This is a genomic window from Flexivirga endophytica, assembly GCF_014640635.1.
GTDB lineage: Bacteria > Actinomycetota > Actinomycetes > Actinomycetales > Dermatophilaceae > Flexivirga > Flexivirga endophytica.
In genome coordinates, this window is the sequence record NZ_BMHI01000001.1 from 39,140 (window position 1) to 62,102 (window position 22,963).

The following is a 22,963-nucleotide window of genomic DNA, read 5'->3' on the forward strand; positions in this document are numbered from 1 at the left end:
CCAGAGCGGGTCCGTAGTGTGTGCCGACATGCGGCCCCATTACCCGATCGCGACTCGCCGGCTCGACAACGGACTGCGAGTCGTCGTGTCGACCGATCACTCCGTCCCCACCGTGGCGGTCAATCTCTGGGTCGGTGTGGGCTCCCGGCACGAACGCCCAGGGCGCACCGGTCTGGCGCATCTCTTCGAGCACCTGATGTTCCAGGGTTCGCAGAACGTCGCCGAGGGGGAGCACTTCGCGGCGCTGCTGGCGCAGGGCGCGCAGATGAACGCCACCACGTGGGTCGACCGCACGAACTACTTCGAGCTGGTGCCGACCGGCGCGCTGGAGCTCGCGCTCTGGCTCGAGGCGGACCGGCACGGTCGCCTGCTGCCGGCACTGACCCAGGACAACCTCGACAACCAGCGCGACGTGGTCAAGGAGGAGAAGCGGCAGCGCTACGACAACATGCCCTACGGCACCGCGTATGCCGAGCTGACCTCGCTGGTCTTCCCCGAGGGGCACCCCTACCACCACACGACCATCGGCTCGATGGACGATCTGGACGCAGCGTCGCTGACCGACGTGCGCGACTTCTACACCCGGCACTACCGACCCGACAACACCGTGCTGACCCTGGTCGGCGACGTGGACCCGGACGACGGATTCGCCCTGGTGGCAAAGTATTTCGATGAGCTCACCAGTGCAGACGTCCCCGCGGATCGACCGCTTGCGGAGCAGCTGCCGCCGTTGACCGAGCCGGGCCGGATCGAGAAGTTCGACCACGTGCCGTCCGACCGGCTCTACCTCGGCTTCCGGCTGCCGCACGGTGGGTCCGACGACTTCATCGCGACCGAGATCGCGTTCGACCTCCTCGCGGGCCTGGCCACATCCAGGCTCTACCGGCGGCTGGTGCGCGGCGACCAGTTGGTCACGCACGTCTCACGCAACACCGGCGCCCGCGTCGACGGGACGTCGATGGGCGCGCTGATCCTCGACGTCGCCGAGGGTGTCGCCGTGGAGCAGGTCGAGCAGGGGGTCGGTGAGCAACTTCGGCGCCTGGCGACCGAGCCGCCGACCGAGACCGAGATGGCGGCGGCGTTCGCGGACGTCGAACGCTGGTGGTTGCAGAGTCTCGCGCAGCCCGACGAGCGCGCCGACGTGATCGGCGGCCACACCCTGCTGTATGACGACCCGGACCACCTCAACACCTATCTCGACCGGGTGCAGGCGGTGACCGCGGCGGACGTCGCGGCGAGTGCCGCAGCCTGGGCGCAGCCCGAGTCGGCCGCGGTCGTCATCTACCGCAAGAAGGAGAACTGATGGTGCAGCCCCGCCCCGTCGTGCCGCTCGCGCAGCCGTGGGAGTTCCCGACCGCCGAACGTCACGTGCTCGACAACGGCATCGAGGTGCTGCTCTACAACCGCCCCGGCCAGCACATCACCTCGACCCGAGTGCTGGTGCCGACCCCGATCGCGGTCGAGCCGCGCGAGCTCGAGGGCGTCGCCACGATGGTGGCCCGCACCATGGACGAAGGCACCCGCAGCCACACGGCCGACGAGATGGCCGAACTCTTCGAGATCGACGGCATCGCCTACGGCGCCGGGTATGGCGCGCGCGGGCTCACACTGGAGACCGAGGCCACGGCCGCGAAGTCCGCGCAGGGCTGGGCTCTGATCACCGAGTGCCTGCAGGAGCCAGCTTTCCCTGCCGAGGAAGTCTCCCGGCACGTGGGCCAGCGACTGTCCGAGATCGAGCACGAGGCCGCAGCCCCCGACATGCGCGCGGCCAAGGAGTGCGCCGCGACCTTCTACGACCAGAGCTCCCGTGCGTCGCGTCCCGCCGGCGGGACCGCCGACACCGTTCGCGCGATCACGGCCGAGCACTGCGTGGACTTCCACTCCCGGTGGATCCGCCCCGAGGGCGCGACCGTCGTGGTGGCGGGCGAGTTCGACGCGATGCGGACGTTGCGCGAGCTGAACGCGACGCTCGGCACCTGGCAGGTGGACACCGCTGCACCGCAAGATGATTCGCTTGCCGCGTTGGTCGCCCCAGGTGCGACCCGGGTGCGGTTCGCGCATCGGCCCGACGCCGTACAGACCGAGCTGTACCTCGGTTCCCTCGGGCCGGACCGGCGGGTGGCGGGCGGCTGGGCGCCATACCCCGCCTTGAGCTTTGCGCTCGGCGGCTCCCCGAACGCACGGCTCGACGCGGTGTTGCGGGAGGAGAAGGGCTACACCTACGGGTTCCGCTCGGCGTTCCGGCCGCGCCACGAGGGTGGCATGTTCATCGTGTCCGGCTCCGTGCGCAGCGACGTCACGGTGGAGGCGCTCGAGCTGACGCTGCAGATCCTCGACTCGGCGGGGGAGGGATTCACCGAGGAGGAGACGACAGCGGCGACCGACTTCATCGGCAAGACCGCGCCGGCTCGTTATGCGACCGCGGATGCCGTCGCCGACGAAGCCGCGATGCTCCGATCCAACGGCCTCGGAACGGAATTCGTCTCGTCATACCTCGAGCAGCTGGCGGGTCTGCGGGCCGCCGACCTGGACGCGGCATGGGCGATGTGGGCCGACGAGCCGCGCACGATCGTGTTGGTGGGCGACGCCGAGGCGCACGCCGACGGTGTTCGTGCGCTCGGCATCGGTGAGGTCACCGTCATCTGACTGGTCGAACGTCGTCCTGAGTCTCGGAATGCGGGAGCAGGCGTCACGAGACCGCTCTTACGCCTTGTCCCGCTTCCTGCGGCGTACCGAACGCACGGTGAGCGGGCCGACGAGGCGTGGACCGGACAAGCGCTGCTCCAGCCGGCGGCCCTCCCGGCGCAGCGGTTGGGCGACGTATTCACCGAAGATGACGCCGGCCGCCAGTGCGAGGAGGACGACTGATGCGTTGATCAGCTCGACGAGACCATCGGACTGGCCGGCCGACAGATGCGCCAGGCCCCGATAGACCGACAGCCCGGGCAGCAGCGGCACCACACCGGCGACCACCAGCACCAGCGTCGGCACCTTGATCCGTGACGCGATGGTGTAGCTCACCAGACCGACGATGATCGCTGCCGTCGCAGCGGGCCACGAGACGCCCAACCCTGCGTGGTAGCCGGCGATGAACGCAGTGGCGGAGACCATGCCCAGGAGTGCGGTCGGCAGCAGCGCGCGGGCCGGTGCGTATGACGCGAAGGCGAACGCGCCCGCGCTGATCGCACCACCGAGCGCCATCTGCGGCCAGGGCGGATAGGCGCTGGCGCCAGGGGTCAGATTGACCAACTTGATCCCGATAGCCGTGGCGATGGTCAGGCCGCCACTGACGCCGGCGATGGCTCCGGCGGTCTGCAAGGTCGCTTCCAGGGAACGCGCCGCGGCGGTCAGCGGGAATCCGGTGAGCGCGTCCTGCACGGCGCCCATGTAGCTCATCCCGGCCAGCAGCAGGATGATGCCCGCACTGACGATGCGACTCGGGTTGTCGCTCAGGCCGGTGGCGATCACCACGACGGCGAGCATCGTCGCGAACAGTCCGCCGGCGACCTGCTGGTAGAACATCGGCAGCCGTCGCCGGCCGAGGTAACGCTGGATGATGTCGATGCCCATCGACCCGAAGAACGCCGCCGCGATGACGACGGGGGTGGCACCCAGCAGGAGACCGATGCCGAGCCCCATGACGCCCCAGCCGACCGTGACGACCTTGCGCGACCGCTCGTGGCCGGAGGAGACCAGCTGTGCCAGCTGGCTGCGCGCCTCGTCGCGGTCGATCCGGCCGGACACCAGGTCGCGGACCAGCCAGTCCACTCGGGTCAGGTCCTCGTAGTCGATCTCGCGCTGAGTCACGTTGCGCACCTGGATCATGCCCGGGTCCTCGGGCGACTGCTGGTGCGTCAGCTGCAACTCGGTGAACGTCACGCTCGCGCTCACCCCGCGCAGCCCACAGGCGATGCAGACGTTCTGCATCTGCACGCTCACATCGGCCGCACCGGCACCGGAGGACAACAGCAGTTCCCCGACCCGCAGCGCCAGATCGAGGGTGGGATAGGTGTCGTCGGTCGTCATCGTGGGTAAGTGTGACGGATGGCACGGGACACCCCGAAATCACCCTGGGAGCACTGGAATCCATCGGTCATAGAAGGCTCAGGGTATGGCAAATACGGGTGTCACGAGTTGACGTCCGCACAGCGTCTTGACAACGTCGTAGAGCTGTCCCGACGCCGTCGACAAGGAGCTGAATCCACCCGTGCAGACCCTGGAACCGACTGAGAAGCTTCAGGATTGGGAGGTCAGCGACGTTGTCGTGACCGAGCCCGGCATCATCCGGCGGGCGATCGGCGCTGCTGCGATCGGGAACGTCACCGAGTGGTACGACTTCGGCGTCTACGCCTATTTCGAACCGACCATCAAAGAGGTCTTCTTCGACGGCCTGAGCGACGCAGCGGGCACCATCGCGACGTTCGGGCTCTTCGCGGTCGCGTTCCTGGTCCGCCCGTTCGGCGGCATGTTCTTCGGACCGCTGGCCGACCGGATCGGCCGCAACAAGGTGCTCGCGATGACGATGGTGCTGATGGCCCTGGGCACCTTCGCGATCGGCTGCATCCCCAGCCGGAGCGCGATCGGCTTCATGGCGCCGGTGTTGTTGCTGGTGGCTCGGCTGGTGCAGGGCTTCTCGACCGGTGGCGAGTACGGCAACGCGATGACGTTCATCGCCGAATACGCGCCCGATCGCAAGCGCGGCTTCTGGGGCAGCTGGCTGGAGTTCGGCACCTTCACCGGCTACCTGCTCGGCGCGATCATGGTGACCGTCATGGACGGTCTGCTGTCGCACGAACAGTTGATCTCCTGGGGCTGGCGCATCCCGTTCTTCGTCGGCCTCCCACTCGGTCTGGTCGGTGTCTATCTGCGGACCAAGCTGGCCGACACCCCGGCATACCTGCAGTTGGAGAAGGAGTCGGAGGAGCGCGAGAAGGCCAACAAGGAGGAGCAGAAGTCCGGTGGCGAGCTGCGCGGCATCCTGCACCTGTGGCCCTACATGCTGGTCTGCATGGGCCTGGTGCTGGTCTGGAACGTCACCAACTACATGCTGACCTCCTACATGCCGACCTATGTCACCGACACACTTCCGTCCGGTGACCAGGTCTCGGACAACACCTCACAGGTCATCCAGATCGCGGTCATGGTCCTGGCGCTGGCGACCATCCCGTTCCTGGGGATGCTGTCGGACCGGGTGGGTCGCAAGCCGATCTGCTGGTTCGGGGCGATCGGGCTGATCGTGTTCGCCATACCGATGATCGCGCTGGTGCGCTCGCAGACCACGATCGGCATCTTCGCCGGGCTGCTGATCATGGCGATGCTGCTGATCTGCTTCTCGTCCACGATGCCGTCGACGTTGCCGACGCTCTTCCCGACGAAGGTGCGCGGTGGTGCGCTCTCGATCGCGTTCAACGTGTCGATCTCGCTGTTCGCGGGCACGACATCGGTCGTGGTCGGCGCGCTGGTGTCGCTGACCGGCGATCTGAACTGGCCGGCCTATTACCTGATCATCGCCGGTGTGATCGGTGTGTTCTCGGTGGCCTTCCTGGCCGAGCCCAACGGCCGCAAGATGTGGGGTTCCCCACCCGCCGCGGCCACCCGGGAGGAGGCCCGCGAGGTGGTGCGGGCGCTGCGTAAGAAGCTCAGTGAGGCCAAGGATCGCGCCGGAGGCCCCGGCAAGACGGTGCAGCAGCAGTAGTTTCGCCGACACCGGCCGGCGTGCCCCACCCGACCGATCGGACAGCCAACCCACCGAGCGGACAGGAAACCACTGAGGGGACAGGAAATCCGGGCCTCCATGGCCCGGATTTCCTGTCCGCTCGGCACTGTTCCTGTCCGCTCGGTACATAGAGTTGCCCGCAGAGAATCGCAAAGAACTATTTGCAAAGAAGTCTTTGCGGTGTATTTTCCTCGTATGACGAAACGCGAACGCCGTGAGATCAACAAGGTCCGGCCGGATCTGGACCAGCTGAAGGCCTTGGCCCACCCGGTCCGTCTCGCGATGATCGGTCGCCTGCGCGCGGACGGTCCGGCGACCGCGTCCTCGCTGGCGGCGCAGCTGGGACTGAACTCGGGCGCGACCAGCTACCACTTGCGCCAACTGGCCGACGCCGGTCTCGTCGTCGACGACGCGGACCGCGGCAACAAGCGCGACCGCTGGTGGAAGGCCGCCCACGAGTCGACCGTGACCGAGCCGTCGCAGGTCGACGACGTGGAGGAGCGTGCGGTGATGGGCGCATACCACGGCGTCGTCGCGCACCAGGCTGCTGTGCAGCTCGAGCAGGCCGCCGCCGAGGTGCCCGATCTGCCGAAGGAATGGGCCGACCTCGTCGGTGCGAGTGACTACAACGTCTACCTCACGCCCGAGCAGGTCCGCCGCGTCAAGGATGCCGTCCACGCCGTGCTCGGCGAGGTCGCCGAGACGGCCCGCGATCCGGAGTCCGCACCGGCCGATGCCGCGCCCGTCGTCTTCCAGTTCCACACCTTCCCGCGGCCGGGCACACTGGCGCACCGGGACGAGCCCGAGGGCGACGAAACATGAGCAGCCGCAGGCCGTTTGCGGCGCTCGCCGTCGCCGAGGCGTTCTCGATCTCCGGCACGCGGCTGTCCCAGATCGCGGTGCCGTGGCTGGTTCTCACGACCACCGGGTCTGCGGTCTGGACCGGTGTCGTCGGTTTCGCCGAGTTGCTGCCGTATGTCGTGGCCAAGGCCCTCGGCGGACCGATCGTCGATCGAATCGGCTCGAAAGCCGTTGCAGTGACCGCCGATTCGTGCAGTGTGCTGATCGTCGGTCTCATCCCGCTGTTGCACTGGCTCGGCATGCTGCAGCTCGGGTGGTTGATCCCGATCGCCGCGTTGATGGGGGTGGTGCGCGGTCCCTCGGACGGCGCCAAGTCGGCGCTGGTGCCTACCGTCGCCGAGCAGGGCGCGATCCCGCTGGAGCGCATCACCGGTGTCATGGGCGCGATCGAGCGACTGGGTGGCACGGTGGGTGCCGCAGCGGCCGGCGCGGTGGTCGCCGTCATCGGTGCTCCGCAAGCGCTGTTGGTCAATGCGGTCACCTTCGCCGTCGCGGCGATGTGCATCTCGCACGGCCTGCCGGATACGAAAAGTGCGCAGCCACAAGGTGATCCGGTCCGCGAGGAGGAGACCGGCTCGTCATACCGGCAGCAACTCGTCGAGGGCTGGCGCTTCCTGCGCGGCGACTCGGTGCTGGTCGGCATCACCGTGATGGTCTCGTTGACGAATCTGCTGGACCAGGCGTGGACGGCGGTGTTGCTTCCGGTGTGGGCACATGCCACCGGAAGCGGCGCGGGCGCAGTCGGCCTGGTGCTCGCCGCGATGGCGGGTCCGTCGATCCTGGGGGCCCTGGTAGCGGCGGCGGTGGGGGAGCGACTGCCGCGGCTGCCGGTCTACGTGCTCGGCTTCTTCGTGGCCGGACTGCCGCGCTTCGCAGTCTTCGCACTCGACGTCCACCTGTGGACGCTGGTGAGCGTCCTCGCTGCCGCGGGCTTCCTGTCCGGCTTCATCAACCCGATCCTGGGAGCTGTCACGTTCGAACGCATCCCGCCGCATCTGGTCGGCCGGGTGAGTGCTCTCAAGACCTCGCTGTGTTGGTCGCTGATCCCGTTCGGTGGCTTGCTCGGCGGTGTGCTTTCGGCGCTCATCGGCTGGCGTGCAGCCACCGTCGGGGTGGGTATCGCCTACTTCCTGATAACGCTGATGCCGTTGGTGCGCAAGAGTTTCCGCGAATTCAACAAGCGCCCCGCAGGGGAATGCGTCGCGAATCGCGCCGGGGATGATCCGGTCACGCAGGCGGATGCTCCAGCCCGCGACGTCGCGCCCGCCTGACTCGCCGACAGGACACCGCATGACCGAGAGGACAGCGGAATTGGGCCCAATTGGCCCGAATCCCCTGTCCTCTCGATCATCGCCTGTCCCCTCGGCGAGTGGGGTATGGCGGGTCGGGTCGGGTCGGGTCGGGTCGGGTGGGGTATGGCGAGGACGCTCAGGCGAGCTCGGCGGCGAAGGCGTCGGCCAGGACGCCCAGGCCCTCGAGCAGCAGCTCGTCGCTGATGACCAGCGGCGGCAGCAGCCGGATGACGTTGCCGAAGGTGCCGCAGGTCAGGATCACGACGCCCTGCTCGTGGCACCGCTTGGCCACGGCGGCGGTGAGCGCAGCGTCCGGCTCCTTGGTGCCGGGCTTGACGATCTCGACCGCAAGCATGCCGCCACGGCCCCGGATCTCGCCGATCGCAGGCGTTTTCGCCTGTATGTCGCGCAGCGCACCCGTCGCGAGTTCCTCGATGTGCTTGGCGCGGTCGAGCAGACCGTCGGCCTCCATGGTCTCGATCGCGCCGAGCGCCGCGGCGCAGGCGACGGGGTTGCCGCCATACGTGCCACCGAGTCCGCCGGGGTGCACGGAGTCCATCAGCTCTGCGCGGCCGGTGACGGCTGACAGCGGCAGGCCGCCGGCGATGCCCTTGGCGGTGGTGACCAGGTCGGGCACGACACCCTCGTGGTCGACCGCGAACCACTCGCCGGTGCGGGCGAAGCCGCTCTGCACCTCGTCGGCGATGAAGACGATGCCGTTGTCGGTGCACCACTTGGCGATTGCGGCCAGGAAACCCGGCGCCGGGACGATGAAACCGCCCTCGCCCTGGATCGGCTCCATGATGAACGCCGCGATCTGGTCGGCGCCAACAGCCTTCTCCGCCAGGGTGATTGCGCGCTGGGCGGCCTCTTCGCCCGTCATACCCTCCGGGTCGCGGAAGGGGTATGACGTGGGCACGCGGTAGACGTCCGACGCGAAGGGCCCGAAGCCCTTCTTGTAGGGCATCGCCTTCGCCGTCAGTGCCATCGTGAGGTTGGTGCGGCCGTGGTATGCGTGGTCGACCGCGACGACGGCCTGACGCCCGGTGGCGTAGCGGGCGATCTTCACGGCGTTCTCGACGGCCTCCGCGCCGGAGTTGAAGAGCGCGGACTTCTTGGCGTGGTCGCCGGGGGTCAGCTCGGCGAGCTTCTCCGCGACTGCGACATAACCCTCGTAGGGGCTGATCATGAAGCAGGTGTGGGTGATCTCGGCGACCTGCTGCTGCACATTGGCCACCACGCGAGGGTCGGAGCTGCCAACGGTGGTCACCGCGATGCCCGAGCCGAGGTCGATGAGCGTGTTGCCGTCGACGTCCTCGATGATGCCGCCGGCGGCACGGGCGGCATAGACCGGCATGGTCGAGGAGACGCCCGCGGCCACGACGGAGCTGCGACGTTCGGCCAGCGCCTGCGAACGAGGGCCGGGGATCGGCGTTTTCAGCTCGCGGCGTTGTGCGATGTCCGGTGCGGTGATGGTCATGAGGGCTCCTCTGCGTGCGACGTTGCGTGTTCAGTGTGCCACGCAGAGTTTCGAAATCGAAGAAGGGGCGCCGACTGGCACAGTTGGCCCCGAGTGGCACAGCTGCAGGTGTGCCACTCGGGGTCAACTGTGTCGCTGGGCGGAAGTGGGCTCGGCGGAAGTGGGCTCGGCGGAGTCGCCGATCCGGCGCAGCACTTCGTCGTGCAGCAGACCGTTGCTGGACAGGGCGTTGCCGCTCCACGGGCCGTCCTTGCCGTCCAGTCCGGTGAAGCGGCCGCCGGCCTCGGTGACGATCGGAACCAGGGCTGCCATGTCGTGGACCGCGAGCTCCGGCTCCGGTGCGAAGTCGATCGCGCCCTCGGCCACCAGCATGTGCGCCCAGAAGTCGCCGTAGCTGCGCACCCGCCATACGTCGTCCATCAGCTCGACGAGAGCGTCGCGCCGGTCGAGATCCGCCCACGTCCGCCAGCCGGCGACCGATGTCGACGCGTCACAGATCTTCGAAACACCAGAGACTGCAATGCGTTTCGCGCTCGACAACGATCGACCCGTCCACGCTCCCGTGCCCAGGCCGGCCCACCAGCGGCGACCGAGCGCCGGCGCCGAGACCAGCCCGACCACCGGCAGACCGTCGTCGACCAGCGCGATGAGAGTCGCCCACACCGGCACGCCGCGGACGAAGTTCTTGGTGCCGTCGATCGGGTCGACGATCCAGCGGCGCGGTCCGTTGCCCTGGGTGCCCTGCTCCTCGCCCTGCACCGCATCCCGCGGGCGGGCGCGCTTGAGCTGGGCGCGCAGCACCTCCTCGACCGCGATGTCCGCGTCGGTCACCGGCGTGAGGTCGGGCTTGGCGGTGACGTGCAGGTCGTCCGCGCGGAAGCGCCCGGTGCTCGTTGGCTCCACGGCGTCCGCGAGCACGTGGGCGAGGCGGAGGTCGTCGTCATACGTCGGCATGCACCCGAACCTATCGGCCGATCCGCCCGAACACGCCGACGGTGCTCAACCGGTCGCGCTCACGATCTCGCCCGGCGACCCCGCCGGACGACTCAGACCAGCGGCCAGCCCTTCTTGGCCAGCCGCTTGCGGACCCGATCCAGATCCGCCTCGATCGGGACGACACCCGCGATCTGCTGCATGATCTCCTGCGCTTCTTCCTCGGAGATCGGAGTCTTCGGCTCGCCGGGCACCTTGTTGGAGGCGATGAGCTCCTTGGCGACCTTCTTGATCTCCTTCTTGGTCAAGCGACGCTGCAGCAGCGCGAACAACGGCGGGAGATCGGTCGGCGGGACACCGTCGGGATAGCCCTCGCGCAGCCAGTCCAGGATGCGCTGGAAGAAGTTGACGCGCTCTGGGCTGTCGTCCTCCTCCTCGTCGTCCTCGTCCTCCTGATCGGCAGATGCAAGGCCTGCCGCGGGCCAGCCGACGGCTTCCAGCCGGGTGGCGACCGCTTGCACCTCGGCCTCGGTCGGTGGCACCGAGTTGACCTGCTTGAGGGCGTCGGCGACCGACTCGGCGGAGATCCCGCCGTCGGGGTGGTCGGAGATGAGCTGCGCACAGACCGCCTGCACGTCCGCGGGCTGCAGCGTGCGCTGCAGCAGCGCCAGCAGCGGAGGGAAGTCCTTGGGCGGGATGCCCTCGGGGTAGCCCTTGCGCAGCCAGTCGACGACGGAGGTCAGCATGTTGGTAGCCATTGCCATCAGAACAACTCGATTCCGAGGTAGTGGTCGATGCTCTTGTGGGTGATGTAGAGGACGCCCACCACCACCGCGGCAGCCACGATCGCGAAGATCAGGTATGCCGTCCAGAGCGCGGCGTGCTTGCCGAGCGTCATCGTGCCGTCGGCGTCCTCGTGCACGCTCCCGGCGTCCCACAGCCGCATGCCGAGCGTGAACAACAGTGGCAGCCCGGCGCCGAAGAGAAGTCCCGCGACCAGCACCTTCACGGTGCCGTCGACGATGTCCGCAAAATCGATGTTCATCGCTTCATCCCCTTGTCCCTGGCCGCCGTTCAGACGGTCGGCACCTTCGACTTCTTGCCGGATGCTGTGTCGGAGCCGCCTTTGGAACTGTCGTCCCAGTCGGCGTTGACGTTGTCGGCACCGACCTTCTGCTGCTGCGCGCGGTAGTAGATGTATGCCGCAAGGGCGACCAGGAGCACGAAGATCACGATCGCTCCGACCGCGCCGCCGATCAGGTGTCCGATGTAGAAGCTCACCGCGCCGCCGATCGCCGCGCAGGGGAGGGTGATGAGCCAGCCGGCGGCCATCCGACCGGCGACGCCCCAGCGCACCGTGGAGCCGGGCTTGCCGACGCCGGTGCCGATGATCGATCCGGTGGCGACGTGGGTCGTGGACAGCGCCATACCGAGGTTGCTGGAGGTCAGGATGATCGCGGCCGCCGACGCCTGCGCAGCCATGCCTTGCGGTGCCTCGATCTCGACCAGGCCCTTGCCCAGGGTGCGGATGATCCGCCAGCCGCCGATATAGGTGCCCAGTGCGATGGCGCCGGCGCACAGCACGATGATCCAGACAGGGAGGCCGTGTTCCTGGATCTGGTGGTCGCTGAGGCTGCCGTGCGCGATGAGCGCGAGGGCGATGACGCCCATGGTCTTCTGGGCATCACCGGTGCCGTGTGCGAGCGAGACCAGTGACGCGGTCGCCACCTGGCCCCAACGGAAACCGCTCTCCTGCTTGCCTTCACTGACCTTGCGGCTGAGCGCGTAGACGCCGAGGGTGCCGACCGCGGCGACCGCTCCGGCGATCAGCGGCGACAGCAGCGCCGGGATGATCACCTTGACGACCAGGCCGTCCCAGTTGATGCCGCTGGTGCCGATGGCGGCCAGGCCGGCGCCGATCAGTCCGCCGAAGAGCGCGTGCGAGGAACTGCTGGGCAGACCGAGCAGCCAGGTCAGCAGGTTCCAGATGATGCCGCCGATGAGCCCGGCGAAGATGATGAACATCGCCTCTTGGGCATCGATCCCGCTGATCAGGCCGCCGGAGTCGTTCTGGATCTTCAGCACCGACGTGGTCACGGTGACGGCGACCTCGACGGACAGGAAGCCGCCGACCAGGTTGAGGACCGCGGAGAGTGCCACAGCCGTCTTGGGCTTCAGCGCACCGGTGGCGATCGAGGTGGCCATCGCATTGCCGGTGTCGTGGAAGCCGTTGGTGAAGTCGAATCCCACGGCGGTGATCACCAGCAGGATCAGAATGAAGAGTTCGGCACTCACAGGTCACGAGTATGACGTTGCCTGCTGGGTCCTGCGCAAATCGGGGCCGAGTGGGCGTGGTTTTTGTTCACGGACTGTTCAACTGCTTCCCTACGTCGAGCATCCGTTGCAGGCCGCCGGCGATGATCCGGGCGTCGACCATGGTGGTGCCGACGGGCGGCAGCGCGGCGATCATCCGGGCCAGTACCCCGGCCATCCGCTCGGCGTCGATCGCGCGTGGCGGGTCGGTGGTCCAGCACGCCGCGAGCACGACGTATGACGCCTCGTTCAGCGACGTCTCCAGCAGGTTCCAGTCCTCGAGGGTCCGTGGCAGGTCGGTCTGCGCGAGTTGCAGGATCCGGCTGGCCTGCAACTGCTCATAGGACAGGTCGCGTCGGGCGGCATACCCGCGTTCGGTGCTCTGCTGCCCGTCGGCGATGAGCAGCAGCAACCGCTCGAGCGAGCGCAACGAACGCCGGAACTGCCTGCGCACCAACGCGATCGGTGCCCGACGGCCGGCCAGCCAGATCACCACGACGGACACGGCAGCGCCGATCACGGTCTCGAGGACGCGCTCGCCGGCGATCTCCCCGATGGGCCGGTATGGCGCAGCCGCCGTGCTGATCAGCAGCGCCATCGGCGTCACGAAGATCACCGCGAGCGCGTAGTTGCGCACGGCGAGCATCTGGATGCAGTAGACCAGGGCCAGCGCGATCACGATCAGGACGATGCCGCGCGGGTGCATCGAGTGGATCACCGCGAACACCCCGATGCCGACGACCGTCCCGCTGACGCGATGCAGGGCCCGGTGGGTCAGCGCGAGGCGATCGCGGGTCACGGACATCACCAGGGCAGTGGTCATCACCGCCCAGGAGGGATGCCCGGCGTGCAGCCCGTAGGAGGCCGCGCAGGTGAGCAGCACCGCTGCCGCCATACGACGTGCGGCCAGCCAGGGGAGTGAGGAACGCGAGAGCCCCCAGCGCAGCAGATAACTGGCGTCCGGCCGGCCCAGGTAGCGCCGTTGTTCGACACCGGTGACAACCACCTCCCGCCCCGGCAGATGCACGCGCACGACCTGCTGGATGATGGCCAGGTGCAGCCGGCGCAGCGCGGCGTTCATGCGGCGCCACTGACGCATCCGCGGCTCGCGGCCGACCGCGTCCTCCAGCACCATCGAGGCGCTGAAGACCGACACGAACGCCTGGTCGCGCAGCCGGGCCAGCTGGTGCCGCGGGGTCAGCGTCCGGTCGGCGTCGAGGTATGCCGCCACCGCGTCCTGCGCGGTCGACAGCGCCTCCTGCTCGACCTGCCGCCGCTCCGTGACGGTCTGCAGCAGCAGCGATGTCGCGGATGCGCTCACGCAGGCCAGGGCGCCGACCACCACGACCTTGCCGACCGACAGCCCGACCGTCGGCAGGTATGACGCGATGACCGGGCCGATGATCAGGAACATCGAACCGGGCGGCTCGGCGACCAGCGTGTTGTAGCCCAGCACGGTGACCAGCGAGATCGCCGTGAGGACCAGGGTCAGCAGCACCGGTTCGCTGCCGACCAGCGCGGCCAGGGTGATGCCGGCGATGTAGGTCAGGCACATCCCGGCCAGGATCACGATGCGTGAGCGCACCGGGCGGGTGCGGGCGACGAACCCCAGGAACGCACCGGTGATGCCGACCAGGCCCAAACTCGGACCGAGCAGCACACTGATCAGGGTGACGGCGACGGTGACGATCGCCACCACGTGCAGCGCGAACTTCCAGCGCCCCGGCGCAGGTTTGACCTCGGCGAAGGCGAGCAGGTGGCGGGTGAACGCCTCGGGAGCCGGCCGCACGGATTCAGCCCGGCTCGTGCTCGCCGTGCGGGTCGGTCTGCGCGTCGGAGTCGTGCGCATCGGGGTCGCCGGATCGGGTGCGCAGCAGACGACGCAGCGACTCGAGCCGGGTGCGGCCACTGGCGCCGGCGTGGCCGTCGGCGACCCAGGCGTCCAGGGCGCACTCCTCCTCGTCGTGGGTGCAGCCGCGCGGGCAGTCCTCGATAGCGGGGGCGAGGTCCGGGAAGGCGTGGATGATGTGATCGGGATCGATGTGCGCCAGGCCGAAGGACCGCACACCCGGGGTGTCGATGACCCAGCCGTCTGTGTTGCCGTGCAGGTCCGGCAGCGGCAACGCGATCGCCGACGTCGAGGTGTGCCGGCCACGGCCGGTGACCGCGTTGACGTGGCCGATGGCGCGTCCGATGCCCGGAACCAGTTCGTTGACGAGGGTGGACTTGCCGACGCCGGAGTGGCCGACCAGCACGGTCATCCGGCCCTGCAGCGCCTCCCGCACCTGCTCCAGGCCCTCGATGCCGTGGGCGGTGGTGCGCGTCACCACGTGCGCGACGTCCAGGCCGGCGTATCCGGCGAGGAACTTCTCCGGGTCGGCCAGGTCGGACTTGGTGAGGACGAGCAGTGGCGTCATACCGGCGTCGTATGCCGCGACGAGGCACCGGTCGACCATCCGTGGGCGGGGCTCGGGGTCGGCCAGGGCGGTGACGATCGCGAGCTGGTCGGCGTTGGCGACGATGACCCGCTCGTAGGGGTCGGTGTCGTCCGCGGTGCGGCGGAGCACGCTGGTGCGCGGCTCGACGCGGACGATGCGAGCCAGGGTGCCGGGGTCGCCGGAGGTGTCACCGACGAGCGCGACCCGGTCGCCGACGACGGTGCTGGTGCGGCCGAGTTCGCGGGCCCGCATGGCGACCACCGGGTGGCCATCGACCAGGCAGGTCCAGCGGCCGCGGTCGACGGTGGTGACCTGGCCGATGCGAGCGTCCTCGTGCTTGGGGCGTTCCTTGGTCCGGGGGCGGCTGCCCCGGCGGCCGGCACGCACGCGCACGTCGGACTCGTCGTAGACGCGCCCGCGCGGAGACATCGCTCATTCCCCGATCATGCGGGTCCAGCGTGCGGTGAAGTCCGGCATCGTCTTGGCGACGGTCCCGGCGTCCTCGACGACCACGTGGGGCACGCGCAGTCCGAGGACGGCCGCGGCCATTACCATGCGGTGGTCGCCATAGGTGTGGAAAGTGTTGCCACGCATGCGTTTCGGGCGTATGACGAGTCCGTCCTCGGTTTCCTCGACGTCCGATCCGAGACGACCGAGCTCGGTGGCGAGCGCGGCGAGCCGGTCGGTCTCGTGGAAGCGGATGTGGCCGATGCCGCGCAGGTGGCTGGGCCCGTCGGCGAAGGCAGCGATGGCCGCGACGACAGGGGACAACTCACTGGCCTCGTGCAGGTCGATGTCGATCGCCTCCACGCGACCGGTCCCGCGCACCGTGAGGCCCTCCCGGGTCAACTGCACGTCGGCGCCGAACTGCTGCAGGATGTCGCGCGCGTGGTCGCCGGCTTGGGTGGTGACCACCGGCCAGCCCGGGACGGTCACCTGGCCGCCGGTGAGCAGCGCAGCTGCCAGGAACGGGAACGCGTTGGACAGGTCGGGCTCGACCTCCACGTCGAGCGCGTGGATCTGGGAAGGCTCCACGCGCCACCTGTTGGCCTCGCTGTCGTCGACCAGCACACCCGCGTCGCGCAGCACCTCAACGGTCATCGCGATGTGTGGCAGCGACGGGACCTGCTTGCCGTCGTGGATCACGGTGATGCCGTCGTCATACCGCGCGCCGGCGAGCAGCAACGCACTGACGAACTGCGAGGAGCCGGAGGCGTCGATGTGCACGGTGCCGCCCGTGACCCGGCCGGTGCCGGTGAGCGTGAAGGGCAGGCCGTCTCCGTCGACGGTCACCCCGAGCGAGCGCAGCGCGCCCAGCACGGGGCCGAGCGGGCGACGCCGGGCGCCGTCGTCGCCGTCGAACGCGACGGTGCCCTCGGCCAGGGCCGCGACCGGAGGCAGGAAGCGCATCACCGTGCCGGCGAGGCCGCAGTCGATGGCGGCCGGTCCGTGGAGGGGCGCGGGCTCGATGAGCCACTCGGTGTCGTCGCTGCGGCTGTCGATGCGGGTGCCGAGCGCCTGCAGCGCCTCGCACATGAGTGTGCTGTCGCGCGACCGCAACGGCCGCGACAGTCGCGAGCTGTCCTGCGCGAGTGCGGCGAGCACCAGGAAGCGGTTGGTCAGCGACTTGCTGCCGGGCACGGGCACGACGGCGTCCACCGCGCGATCGACAGCAGGGGCGGCCCAGTCGCCTGCTGTGATGGTGGCGGTGGTGGTCGGATGCGGAGGTTCTGAACTCATCGCGCCAAGATTACCGAGCCGTGGCTACTTCGCGGAGCGCAGCTTGTCCAACGATGGCTCGATCTCCCGGATGAGCCACGGGATCGAGTAGACACCGGGGCTGTTCAGGGCGGTCGCGAAGTTGAGGTCGACGACCTGCAGCGTGCCCTTCTTCGCGGCCGGGAGCTGTCGGGCACCGGGCGCCGCGGTGACGTCGGCGGCGGTCTTGCCGTAGGCCCAGACGAAGAGCGCGTCGGCGGTCAGCTCACCGGTCCGCTCGGTGGAGAGCAGCTTGCGGTTGGTGTTGTCCTGGTTCTTGGCGGGTCGCAGGCCGAACGAATCGAGCAGCGAGCCGTTGCCGAAGCCCCACCCGTTGGCGTCATACCGCACCCAGTTGTATGTCGACCCGGCCGGCACACCCTTGCCGGCGTGGGCCATCTGCTGCTTCAGCCCGGCGACGAGTTTGCTGCCCTTCGCGGGTTTGCCGAGGGCATCGGCGGTCGACGCGATGACCTTGTCCCAGTCGGGGTTGACCGATTTTCCGGGCACGTCGACCGTCGGGGCGAGCGCGCGCAGCTTGTCGGACACGCCCGGCAGCTGCGTGAGCCAGTTGGCGACGATGATCAGGTCGGGCTTGTTGGCCGCGACCGCTTCGATCTTCACGGACTTGGAGTCACTGAGCTTCTGATGTTTCGCGGTGCCGACCTTGTCCTTCAGCCACGGTGTGTATGGCGCGCCGTAGGTGTCGATGGCCACCGGAGTGATGCCGAGGGCAAGGACTGCCTCGGCCGGCTGTGCACCGAGCACGACGACCCGGCTCGGCGCGGACTTGATCGTCGTCGTGCCGTGCGAGGTCGGCACCGTCCGGGGGAAGGCGGACTTCGCTGTGTCGCCGCCGGAGCTGGTTGCCGGTCCGGCGGCCGGGCCGCCGGACCCGGAGCCGCAGGCGGCGAGGGGGAGGCTGAGGGCGGCGGTGAGCAGCAGAGTGCGGCGGCTGGTGGGGAGGTTCATCGGGGCCTTCCGGTGACGGTCGAACGAGTCGGTTGCATAAGGTTAGCCAAACCTAACTTATGCGAAGTGCACTGGTCCCGCGCCGCGGCCACGTAGGGTTGCTCGCATGTGTGGCCGGTATGCCGCGAGCTTCGCCCCAGACGATCTGTTGCAGGACTTCGACATCGAGCAGGACCGCAGCGACGAACGCAGCAGGTCCCTGCTGGTCGCGCCGCAGGATCCGCCGGTCGGTGCTCCCGATTGGAACGTCGCGCCCTCCAAGCAGGCACCGGTGGTGTTGACCCGCGCGCCGCGGGACGAGCCGGGCGCCACGCCGTTGCGACAGCTGCGCCTGTTGACCTGGGGGCTGGTGCCGAGCTGGGCCAAGAACCCCAAGATCGGGCTGCGGATGATCAACGCACGCTCCGAGACGCTGCTGGACAAGGGTGCCTACCGCAACGCCGCTTTGGCCCGCCGTTGCCTGGTGCCTGCCGACGGCTGGTACGAATGGCAGGCGAGTCCGACGGTCACGGACCGCAAGGGCAAGCCGCGCAAGCAGCCGTTCTTCATTCACCGCGCTGATGGCCAATCCGTAGCTTTCGCAGGGGTTTACGAGTTCTGGCGGGACAAGTCCGCCGACGAGGGCGACCCGAACGCGTGGGTCGTCAGCTACACCATCGTGACGACTGCTGCCGAGCCGGGCATGGACCGCATCCACGACCGCCAGCCGGTCGTCCTCGACCGCGACCAGTGGGCCAGCTGGCTGGATCCGACCTTGACCGAGCCGGACGACGTGCGTGCTCTGCTCGAACCGCGCGCACTCGGACGCTTCGAGGCGTGGCCGGTCGGCAAGGCCGTCGGGTCGAGCCGCAACAACGGCCCCGCGTTGCTGGAGCCGGCCCCACGGTCCGACCTCGAAGGTGTGGTCGACCCGATGACCGGGGAGGTTCTTTCATGACGGTCCGAGCCCGACTGATCGACACTCCACGTGGTCCGGCCCGCGTCCACGTCGAGCGCCCGCCTGGCGGTTTGAGCGGCGGAGGAGCGAAGCGGGGGAGCGCGTCGAAGCCAGCCTTCCGTGGCTCTATCGTCCTCAGCCACGGCGCGGGCGGCGGCATCGACGCCGCCGACCTGGTGGCGTTGCGTGCCCTCGTCGATGACGGCTGGACCTACGTGCGTGTCGAGCAGCCGTGGCGGGTGGCGGGCAAGAAGGTCGCCACGCCACCGAAAACACTTGATGCCGCATGGATTCCGATCCTCGCGAACCTGACGGGCGGACGCTGGGCCTTGCCACGACCGCTGGTCGTGGGCGGCCGCTCGGCCGGCGCTCGTGTCGCCTGCCGGACGGCGTCCGACGTCGGTGCCGATGCGGTCCTGGCGCTGTCCTTCCCGCTGCACCCGCCGAACAACCCGGGCCGCTCACGCGCGTTCGAGGCGCAGTCCGTGCTCGACGCCGGGCTGCCGCTTGCCGTCATACAAGGAGAGCGTGACCCGTTCGGCCGGCCGGACGATGTGCGAGAAGCGCTCGGGTCGCAGCCGTCCATCACCGGGGTCCCCGGCGACCACAGCCTCGCCCGCGGGCGAGACCAGGTCCTCGCGGTGACTCGTGCCTGGCTCGACACGCTCTGATCGAGCGTGGTGGCCGAGGGGATCGTGAGCTTCGCCCTGAGGGGCCGCGAGGGACGAGCGGGCGTCTCGAAGGGGCACGAGCGACCGTCTCGAGGTCCCGCGCCTGGCTTGCCTCGCTGGTCGAGTAGGAGAGGAGGTCGGGGTCCCCGCGAAGTATCGGAGGAGCGAAGCGGGGGAGAACTTCGTGGGGTGACGTAGCGTGGCCCCATGAGCCTGACGATCGGATACAAAGCATCCGCAGAGCAATTCGCGCCCCGCGAGCTCGTCGACCTGGCGGTCGAGGCCGAGCGAGCAGGTCTGGACAGCGTTTTCGCGTCCGACCACTTCCAGCCATGGCGGCACGAGGGCGGGCACGCGCCGCACGCGTTGACGTGGCTCGCCGCGGCCGGCGCTCGCACCGAACGCATCGTGCTCGGCACCTCCGTGCTGACGCCCACCTTCCGCTACAACCCGGCCGTGCTGGCGCAGACGTTCGCGACGCTCGGCTGCCTCTACCCGGACCGCGTGATCCTCGGGGTCGGCACCGGCGAGGCCCTCAATGAGATCGCGGTCGGTCAGGACGGCTGGCCGGAGTTCAAGGAACGCTTCGCCCGGCTGCGTGAGTCGGTGCGGCTGATGCGCCAGCTGTGGACCAAGGGGCGCGTCGACTTCGACGGCGATTACTACCGCACCGTCGGCGCCACCATCTACGACCAGCCGGAGAAGCCGATTCCGGTCTACGTCGCGGCCGGCGGGCCGACCGTCGCCAAGTACGCCGGCCGGATGGGCGACGGCATGATCGTCACCTCCGGCAAGGGCATGGAGCTGTATGCCGACAAGCTCGTCCCCGCGATGCAGGAGGGGGAGCAGCTCGGCAAGCGCGAACCCGGAGCGGTGGAGCAGTTGCTCGAGGTCAAGATCTCCTACGACCGTGACCCGGATCAGGCGTTGGAGAACACCCGCTTCTGGGCGCCGCTGGCGCTGACGCCGGAGCAGAAGCACAGCATCGACGACCCGATCGAGATGGAGAAGGCGGCTGACGCACTGCCGATCGAGCAGATCGCTTCACGGTGGATCGTCGCCTCGGACGCGCAGACGGTGATCGACGGTGTGCGGCCGTATGTCGACCTGGGCTTCACCCACCTGGTGGTGCATGCGCCGGGGCACGACCAGCGACGTTTCCTGAGTCAGTTCAGCGAGGACGTGCTGCCGGCGCTGCGCTCGGAGTTCTGAGCGGGACTTCTGTGTATGGCGCGCTCAGGCGCTCTTGGTCGCGTGCAGTGCGCTGACGGTGGCCTGGTTGTCCGGGGCCGATGCCCTCGACGTCGACGTGATGGTGAGGACGGTCGCGGCGGAGTCCAGCGGATTGGCACGCTCGCGCCAGAGAGTGCGTGTCAGAAGAGCGACGACAAAACACAGTGAAGCGATGTAGAGCATCACCAGCGTCGCGATAAAGACGGTCACCCGGAGGAATTTATGACTTGTTAGGTCGCGCGTCAACCGATCCGGAAATATTGCAATCACGGGGATCTGAGGCCGCGCGCTGGGATATCCGGGCCGTTTTGTCCGCAAGCGTTGCTATACCGCCACTTTCCATCGACTTTACGTTGGCTTTACCGTTACTCGCGAGTCGCGAAGCGGTCGTCCTCGGCGTCGCCGGCGGGCGGGTCGGTCTCGGCATGCGAGCGTTTCGTCGGGGCCGGTGCCGCCGGCGCCATACGGGAATGTGTGGCATCGTGGCGTCGTTGACGAGGGTGTACCAGGGATCGTCTTCACAGTGAGGAGTGCAGCTTGTTGCACGCGCCCTTGACGCTCGCGGAGCCCGCGGGCTCGGCCGGCGGGTCGACGTTCGTCGGCACCGCGACCACATCCACAGGAGGTCTAGGCTTGACGTCGATGACCACTCAAGAAGGCAGCGACCTGCAGCCGAAGTCCGCTGAGGATCCCGACCTCGATGTCGCGAGCGAGTCGGACGCCGACCGTGTCGCGCGATTCGAGCGCGACGCGATGCCCTATCTGGACCAGCTCTACAGCGCGGCCCTGCGCACAACACGCAATCCCGCCGACGCGGAGGACTTGGTTCAGGAGACGTTCGCCAAGGCGTTCTCGGCATTCCACCAGTACAAGCCGGGCACCAATCTGAAGGCCTGGCTCTACCGGATCCTCACCAACAGCTACATCAACACCTACCGCAAGAAGCAGCGTCAGCCGAAGCAGTCCGATGCGGCCGACATCGAGGACTACCAGTTGGCCCGCGCCGAAGCGCACACCTCGCGTGGTCTGCGCTCCGCGGAGCACGAGGCGCTGGATCACCTCCCGGACAGCGACGTCAAGCGTGCGCTGCAGGAGGTGCCCGAAGATTTCCGGATGGCCGTCTACCTGGCGGACGTCGAGGGTTTCTCCTACAAGGAGATCGCCGAGATCATGGACACTCCGATCGGCACCGTCATGTCACGGTTGCACCGCGGCCGCCGGCAGCTGCGTGAGTTGCTGACCGACTACGCCGTCGAGCGCGGATTCATCAAGGAAGGGGCGTCTTCGTAATGGGCGCCGAATGTGGCGACTACTTGTCGCGGATCTACGAACTCCTGGACGGCGAGCTGGACGAGTCCGCTCGCACGCAGTTGCAGGCGCACTTGGACGAGTGCCCGCCCTGCCTGGACGAATACGAGCTCGATCGGATCCTCAAGGCACTGGTTCAGCGCTCGTGCGCGTGTGAGCACGCTCCGGACGCGCTGCGTAGCCAGATCCTGCAGCGCATCACCACCGTGCGCGTCACTCAGGTGACGCAGGTGCGCATCCAGGAAGGCTGACGCGCTCGCACTTCAAGTTGTATGACGAACGGCCCGGCCACACGCAGTGATGCGTGTGCCGGGCCGTTTCGTATGCCGAGGACTCAGGCACTGGGTCAAGAAGACTCAGGCGTTGGGCTTCTTGCCGTGGTTGGCGGCCTTGCCCTTGCGGCTGCGGCGCTTGCGGGCGCGCTTGCTCATGGTGAACTCCTGACGATCGAGCGGAAGCTGATGTTGCCGCGAACGCGGCCGAGCCATCATCTCACACGCTCGAAGGGTAAAGGTTTCGTCAAGAACGGGGTTCCTGGTCGTCTCGGGTTGCGAGATGTAGGTCACGTCGTGAGAAGATCAGGGTGGTTGACATACGGTCCCAACCCTGGGGGGCTGTACTGGGATCTGCATCGTGCCCGCAACGGCGAGGCAAGAGCGGAAAGGATCTGGACATGGATCACGCAGCATTGCAGGCGCTCCTCGCGTCACTTTCGGGCGGCGGTCAGATGAGCACGCACACGATCATCTGGGACCCCGTCAACTGACGTTGCCGAAGTTGGTCTGAGCCGCCGCTTGTGGGAGTGCGCGACAAGCCACCCCTTTAATCAGGAGACATGACTCGAGCCTGGCGCGTGACGCTCGTTATCGCGGCAGCGCTTTTGTCCGCTTGGCTCTGGTCCGTCTCGATCACTTCTCCGGACGTGCGCACCGTAACGGTGCTTGCGTGTCTGGCGCTGCTCGCAACCGCGGCTCAGTCGACCCGGTTGGCTGGCTCGGGCGCGAGTGTTTCTCTCACCTCCATCCTGCTCGGAGCCGCGATACCTCTTACG

Annotated in this window: 22 protein-coding genes; 10 read left to right on the forward strand and 12 right to left on the reverse strand. The window is 68.3% G+C overall.

Annotated elements, in window-relative coordinates:
• Window positions 1-28: 28 nt before the first annotated feature.
• Both IEX71_RS00195 and IEX71_RS00200 read left to right on the forward strand, forming a co-directional pair.
• Window positions 29-1,303 (forward strand): M16 family metallopeptidase, encoded by a 1,275-nt coding sequence (locus tag IEX71_RS00195; protein ID WP_188834975.1) that lies wholly within the window; start codon window positions 29-31, stop codon window positions 1,301-1,303.
• Complete coding sequence (locus IEX71_RS00200; RefSeq protein WP_188834976.1) at window positions 1,303-2,646, forward strand: M16 family metallopeptidase; 1,344 nt, start codon at window positions 1,303-1,305, stop codon at window positions 2,644-2,646. Before IEX71_RS00195 ends, IEX71_RS00200 begins: the two co-directional genes overlap by 1 nt.
• 57 nt (window positions 2,647-2,703) lie before the next feature.
• Here IEX71_RS00200 and IEX71_RS00205 read toward each other — a convergent pair whose 3' ends face one another.
• Window positions 2,704-4,026, reverse strand: a complete 1,323-nt coding sequence (locus IEX71_RS00205) for a threonine/serine exporter family protein (protein ID WP_188834977.1) — start codon at window positions 4,024-4,026, stop codon at window positions 2,704-2,706.
• Between the two features lie 181 nt (window positions 4,027-4,207).
• Here IEX71_RS00205 and IEX71_RS00210 point away from each other — a divergent pair, with 181 nt between their 5' ends.
• The 3 genes from IEX71_RS00210 to IEX71_RS00220 all read left to right on the forward strand — a co-directional run bounded on the left by IEX71_RS00210 (window position 4,208) and on the right by IEX71_RS00220 (window position 7,848).
• On the forward strand, window positions 4,208-5,695 hold the full coding sequence (locus tag IEX71_RS00210; RefSeq protein WP_268235894.1) for an MFS transporter: 1,488 nt from the start codon (window positions 4,208-4,210) through the stop codon (window positions 5,693-5,695).
• Between the two features lie 216 nt (window positions 5,696-5,911).
• Window positions 5,912-6,538: an ArsR/SmtB family transcription factor gene (locus IEX71_RS00215; RefSeq protein WP_188834978.1), complete on the forward strand. Its 627-nt coding sequence runs from the start codon at window positions 5,912-5,914 to the stop codon at window positions 6,536-6,538.
• Window positions 6,535-7,848 carry an MFS transporter gene (locus IEX71_RS00220; protein WP_188834979.1) on the forward strand — a complete coding sequence of 438 codons (1,314 nt, stop codon included), beginning with the start codon at window positions 6,535-6,537 and terminating at the stop codon, window positions 7,846-7,848. Before IEX71_RS00215 ends, IEX71_RS00220 begins: the two co-directional genes overlap by 4 nt.
• A gap of 157 nt (window positions 7,849-8,005) precedes the next feature.
• Here IEX71_RS00220 and gabT read toward each other — a convergent pair whose 3' ends face one another.
• From gabT to IEX71_RS00265, 9 genes are all read right to left on the reverse strand, one after another.
• Window positions 8,006-9,349 carry a 4-aminobutyrate--2-oxoglutarate transaminase gene (gene gabT, locus IEX71_RS00225; protein WP_188834980.1) on the reverse strand — a complete coding sequence of 448 codons (1,344 nt, stop codon included), beginning with the start codon at window positions 9,347-9,349 and terminating at the stop codon, window positions 8,006-8,008.
• A gap of 123 nt (window positions 9,350-9,472) precedes the next feature.
• Window positions 9,473-10,303: an inositol monophosphatase family protein gene (locus IEX71_RS00230; protein WP_188834981.1), complete on the reverse strand. Its 831-nt coding sequence runs from the start codon at window positions 10,301-10,303 to the stop codon at window positions 9,473-9,475.
• Window positions 10,304-10,395: 92 nt separating this feature from the next.
• Window positions 10,396-11,046: a DUF3349 domain-containing protein gene (locus tag IEX71_RS00235; protein WP_188834982.1), complete on the reverse strand. Its 651-nt coding sequence runs from the start codon at window positions 11,044-11,046 to the stop codon at window positions 10,396-10,398.
• Window positions 11,046-11,327, reverse strand: coding sequence for a hypothetical protein (locus IEX71_RS00240; protein WP_188834983.1), 282 nt, complete (start codon window positions 11,325-11,327; stop codon window positions 11,046-11,048). Before IEX71_RS00240 ends, IEX71_RS00235 begins: the two co-directional genes overlap by 1 nt.
• Before the next feature lie 29 nt (window positions 11,328-11,356).
• On the reverse strand, window positions 11,357-12,577 hold the full coding sequence (locus tag IEX71_RS00245) for an inorganic phosphate transporter (protein WP_188834984.1): 1,221 nt from the start codon (window positions 12,575-12,577) through the stop codon (window positions 11,357-11,359).
• A 67-nt stretch (window positions 12,578-12,644) separates the two neighbouring features.
• Window positions 12,645-14,384: an FUSC family protein gene (locus tag IEX71_RS00250; protein WP_188834985.1), complete on the reverse strand. Its 1,740-nt coding sequence runs from the start codon at window positions 14,382-14,384 to the stop codon at window positions 12,645-12,647.
• Window positions 14,385-14,388: 4 nt separating this feature from the next.
• A complete protein-coding gene (rsgA, locus tag IEX71_RS00255) occupies window positions 14,389-15,462 on the reverse strand; it encodes a ribosome small subunit-dependent GTPase A (protein ID WP_188834986.1) in 1,074 nt (357 codons plus the stop codon).
• A gap of 3 nt (window positions 15,463-15,465) precedes the next feature.
• Window positions 15,466-16,773, reverse strand: coding sequence for a 3-phosphoshikimate 1-carboxyvinyltransferase (gene aroA / locus IEX71_RS00260; RefSeq protein WP_188834987.1), 1,308 nt, complete (start codon window positions 16,771-16,773; stop codon window positions 15,466-15,468).
• Between the two features lie 24 nt (window positions 16,774-16,797).
• Window positions 16,798-17,763, reverse strand: a complete 966-nt coding sequence (locus tag IEX71_RS00265; RefSeq protein WP_188834988.1) for an ABC transporter substrate-binding protein — start codon at window positions 17,761-17,763, stop codon at window positions 16,798-16,800.
• Window positions 17,764-17,869: 106 nt separating this feature from the next.
• Between IEX71_RS00265 and IEX71_RS00270 the strand changes: the two genes are divergently transcribed.
• From IEX71_RS00270 to fgd, 3 genes are all read left to right on the forward strand, one after another.
• Window positions 17,870-18,700, forward strand: coding sequence for an SOS response-associated peptidase (locus IEX71_RS00270; RefSeq protein ID WP_188834989.1), 831 nt, complete (start codon window positions 17,870-17,872; stop codon window positions 18,698-18,700).
• Window positions 18,697-19,371 (forward strand): alpha/beta hydrolase family protein, encoded by a 675-nt coding sequence (locus tag IEX71_RS00275; protein ID WP_188834990.1) that lies wholly within the window; start codon window positions 18,697-18,699, stop codon window positions 19,369-19,371. The genes IEX71_RS00270 and IEX71_RS00275 overlap by 4 nt, the downstream gene beginning before the upstream one ends.
• Before the next feature lie 207 nt (window positions 19,372-19,578).
• A complete protein-coding gene (fgd, locus tag IEX71_RS00280) occupies window positions 19,579-20,583 on the forward strand; it encodes a glucose-6-phosphate dehydrogenase (coenzyme-F420) (protein WP_188834991.1) in 1,005 nt (334 codons plus the stop codon).
• A 24-nt stretch (window positions 20,584-20,607) separates the two neighbouring features.
• On the opposite strand, the gene IEX71_RS00285 is transcribed toward fgd, so the two are convergent.
• Window positions 20,608-20,814 carry a hypothetical protein gene (locus tag IEX71_RS00285; RefSeq protein WP_188834992.1) on the reverse strand — a complete coding sequence of 69 codons (207 nt, stop codon included), beginning with the start codon at window positions 20,812-20,814 and terminating at the stop codon, window positions 20,608-20,610.
• A gap of 432 nt (window positions 20,815-21,246) precedes the next feature.
• Here IEX71_RS00285 and IEX71_RS00290 point away from each other — a divergent pair, with 432 nt between their 5' ends.
• A complete protein-coding gene (locus tag IEX71_RS00290) occupies window positions 21,247-21,894 on the forward strand; it encodes a sigma-70 family RNA polymerase sigma factor (protein WP_188834993.1) in 648 nt (215 codons plus the stop codon).
• Window positions 21,894-22,163 carry a mycothiol system anti-sigma-R factor gene (gene rsrA / locus IEX71_RS00295; RefSeq protein ID WP_188834994.1) on the forward strand — a complete coding sequence of 90 codons (270 nt, stop codon included), beginning with the start codon at window positions 21,894-21,896 and terminating at the stop codon, window positions 22,161-22,163. Before IEX71_RS00290 ends, rsrA begins: the two co-directional genes overlap by 1 nt.
• A 105-nt stretch (window positions 22,164-22,268) precedes the next feature.
• On the opposite strand, the gene IEX71_RS22780 is transcribed toward rsrA, so the two are convergent.
• Window positions 22,269-22,343, reverse strand: coding sequence for a 50S ribosomal protein bL37 (locus IEX71_RS22780; RefSeq protein ID WP_370670776.1), 75 nt, complete (start codon window positions 22,341-22,343; stop codon window positions 22,269-22,271).
• Window positions 22,344-22,963 lie beyond the last annotated feature (620 nt).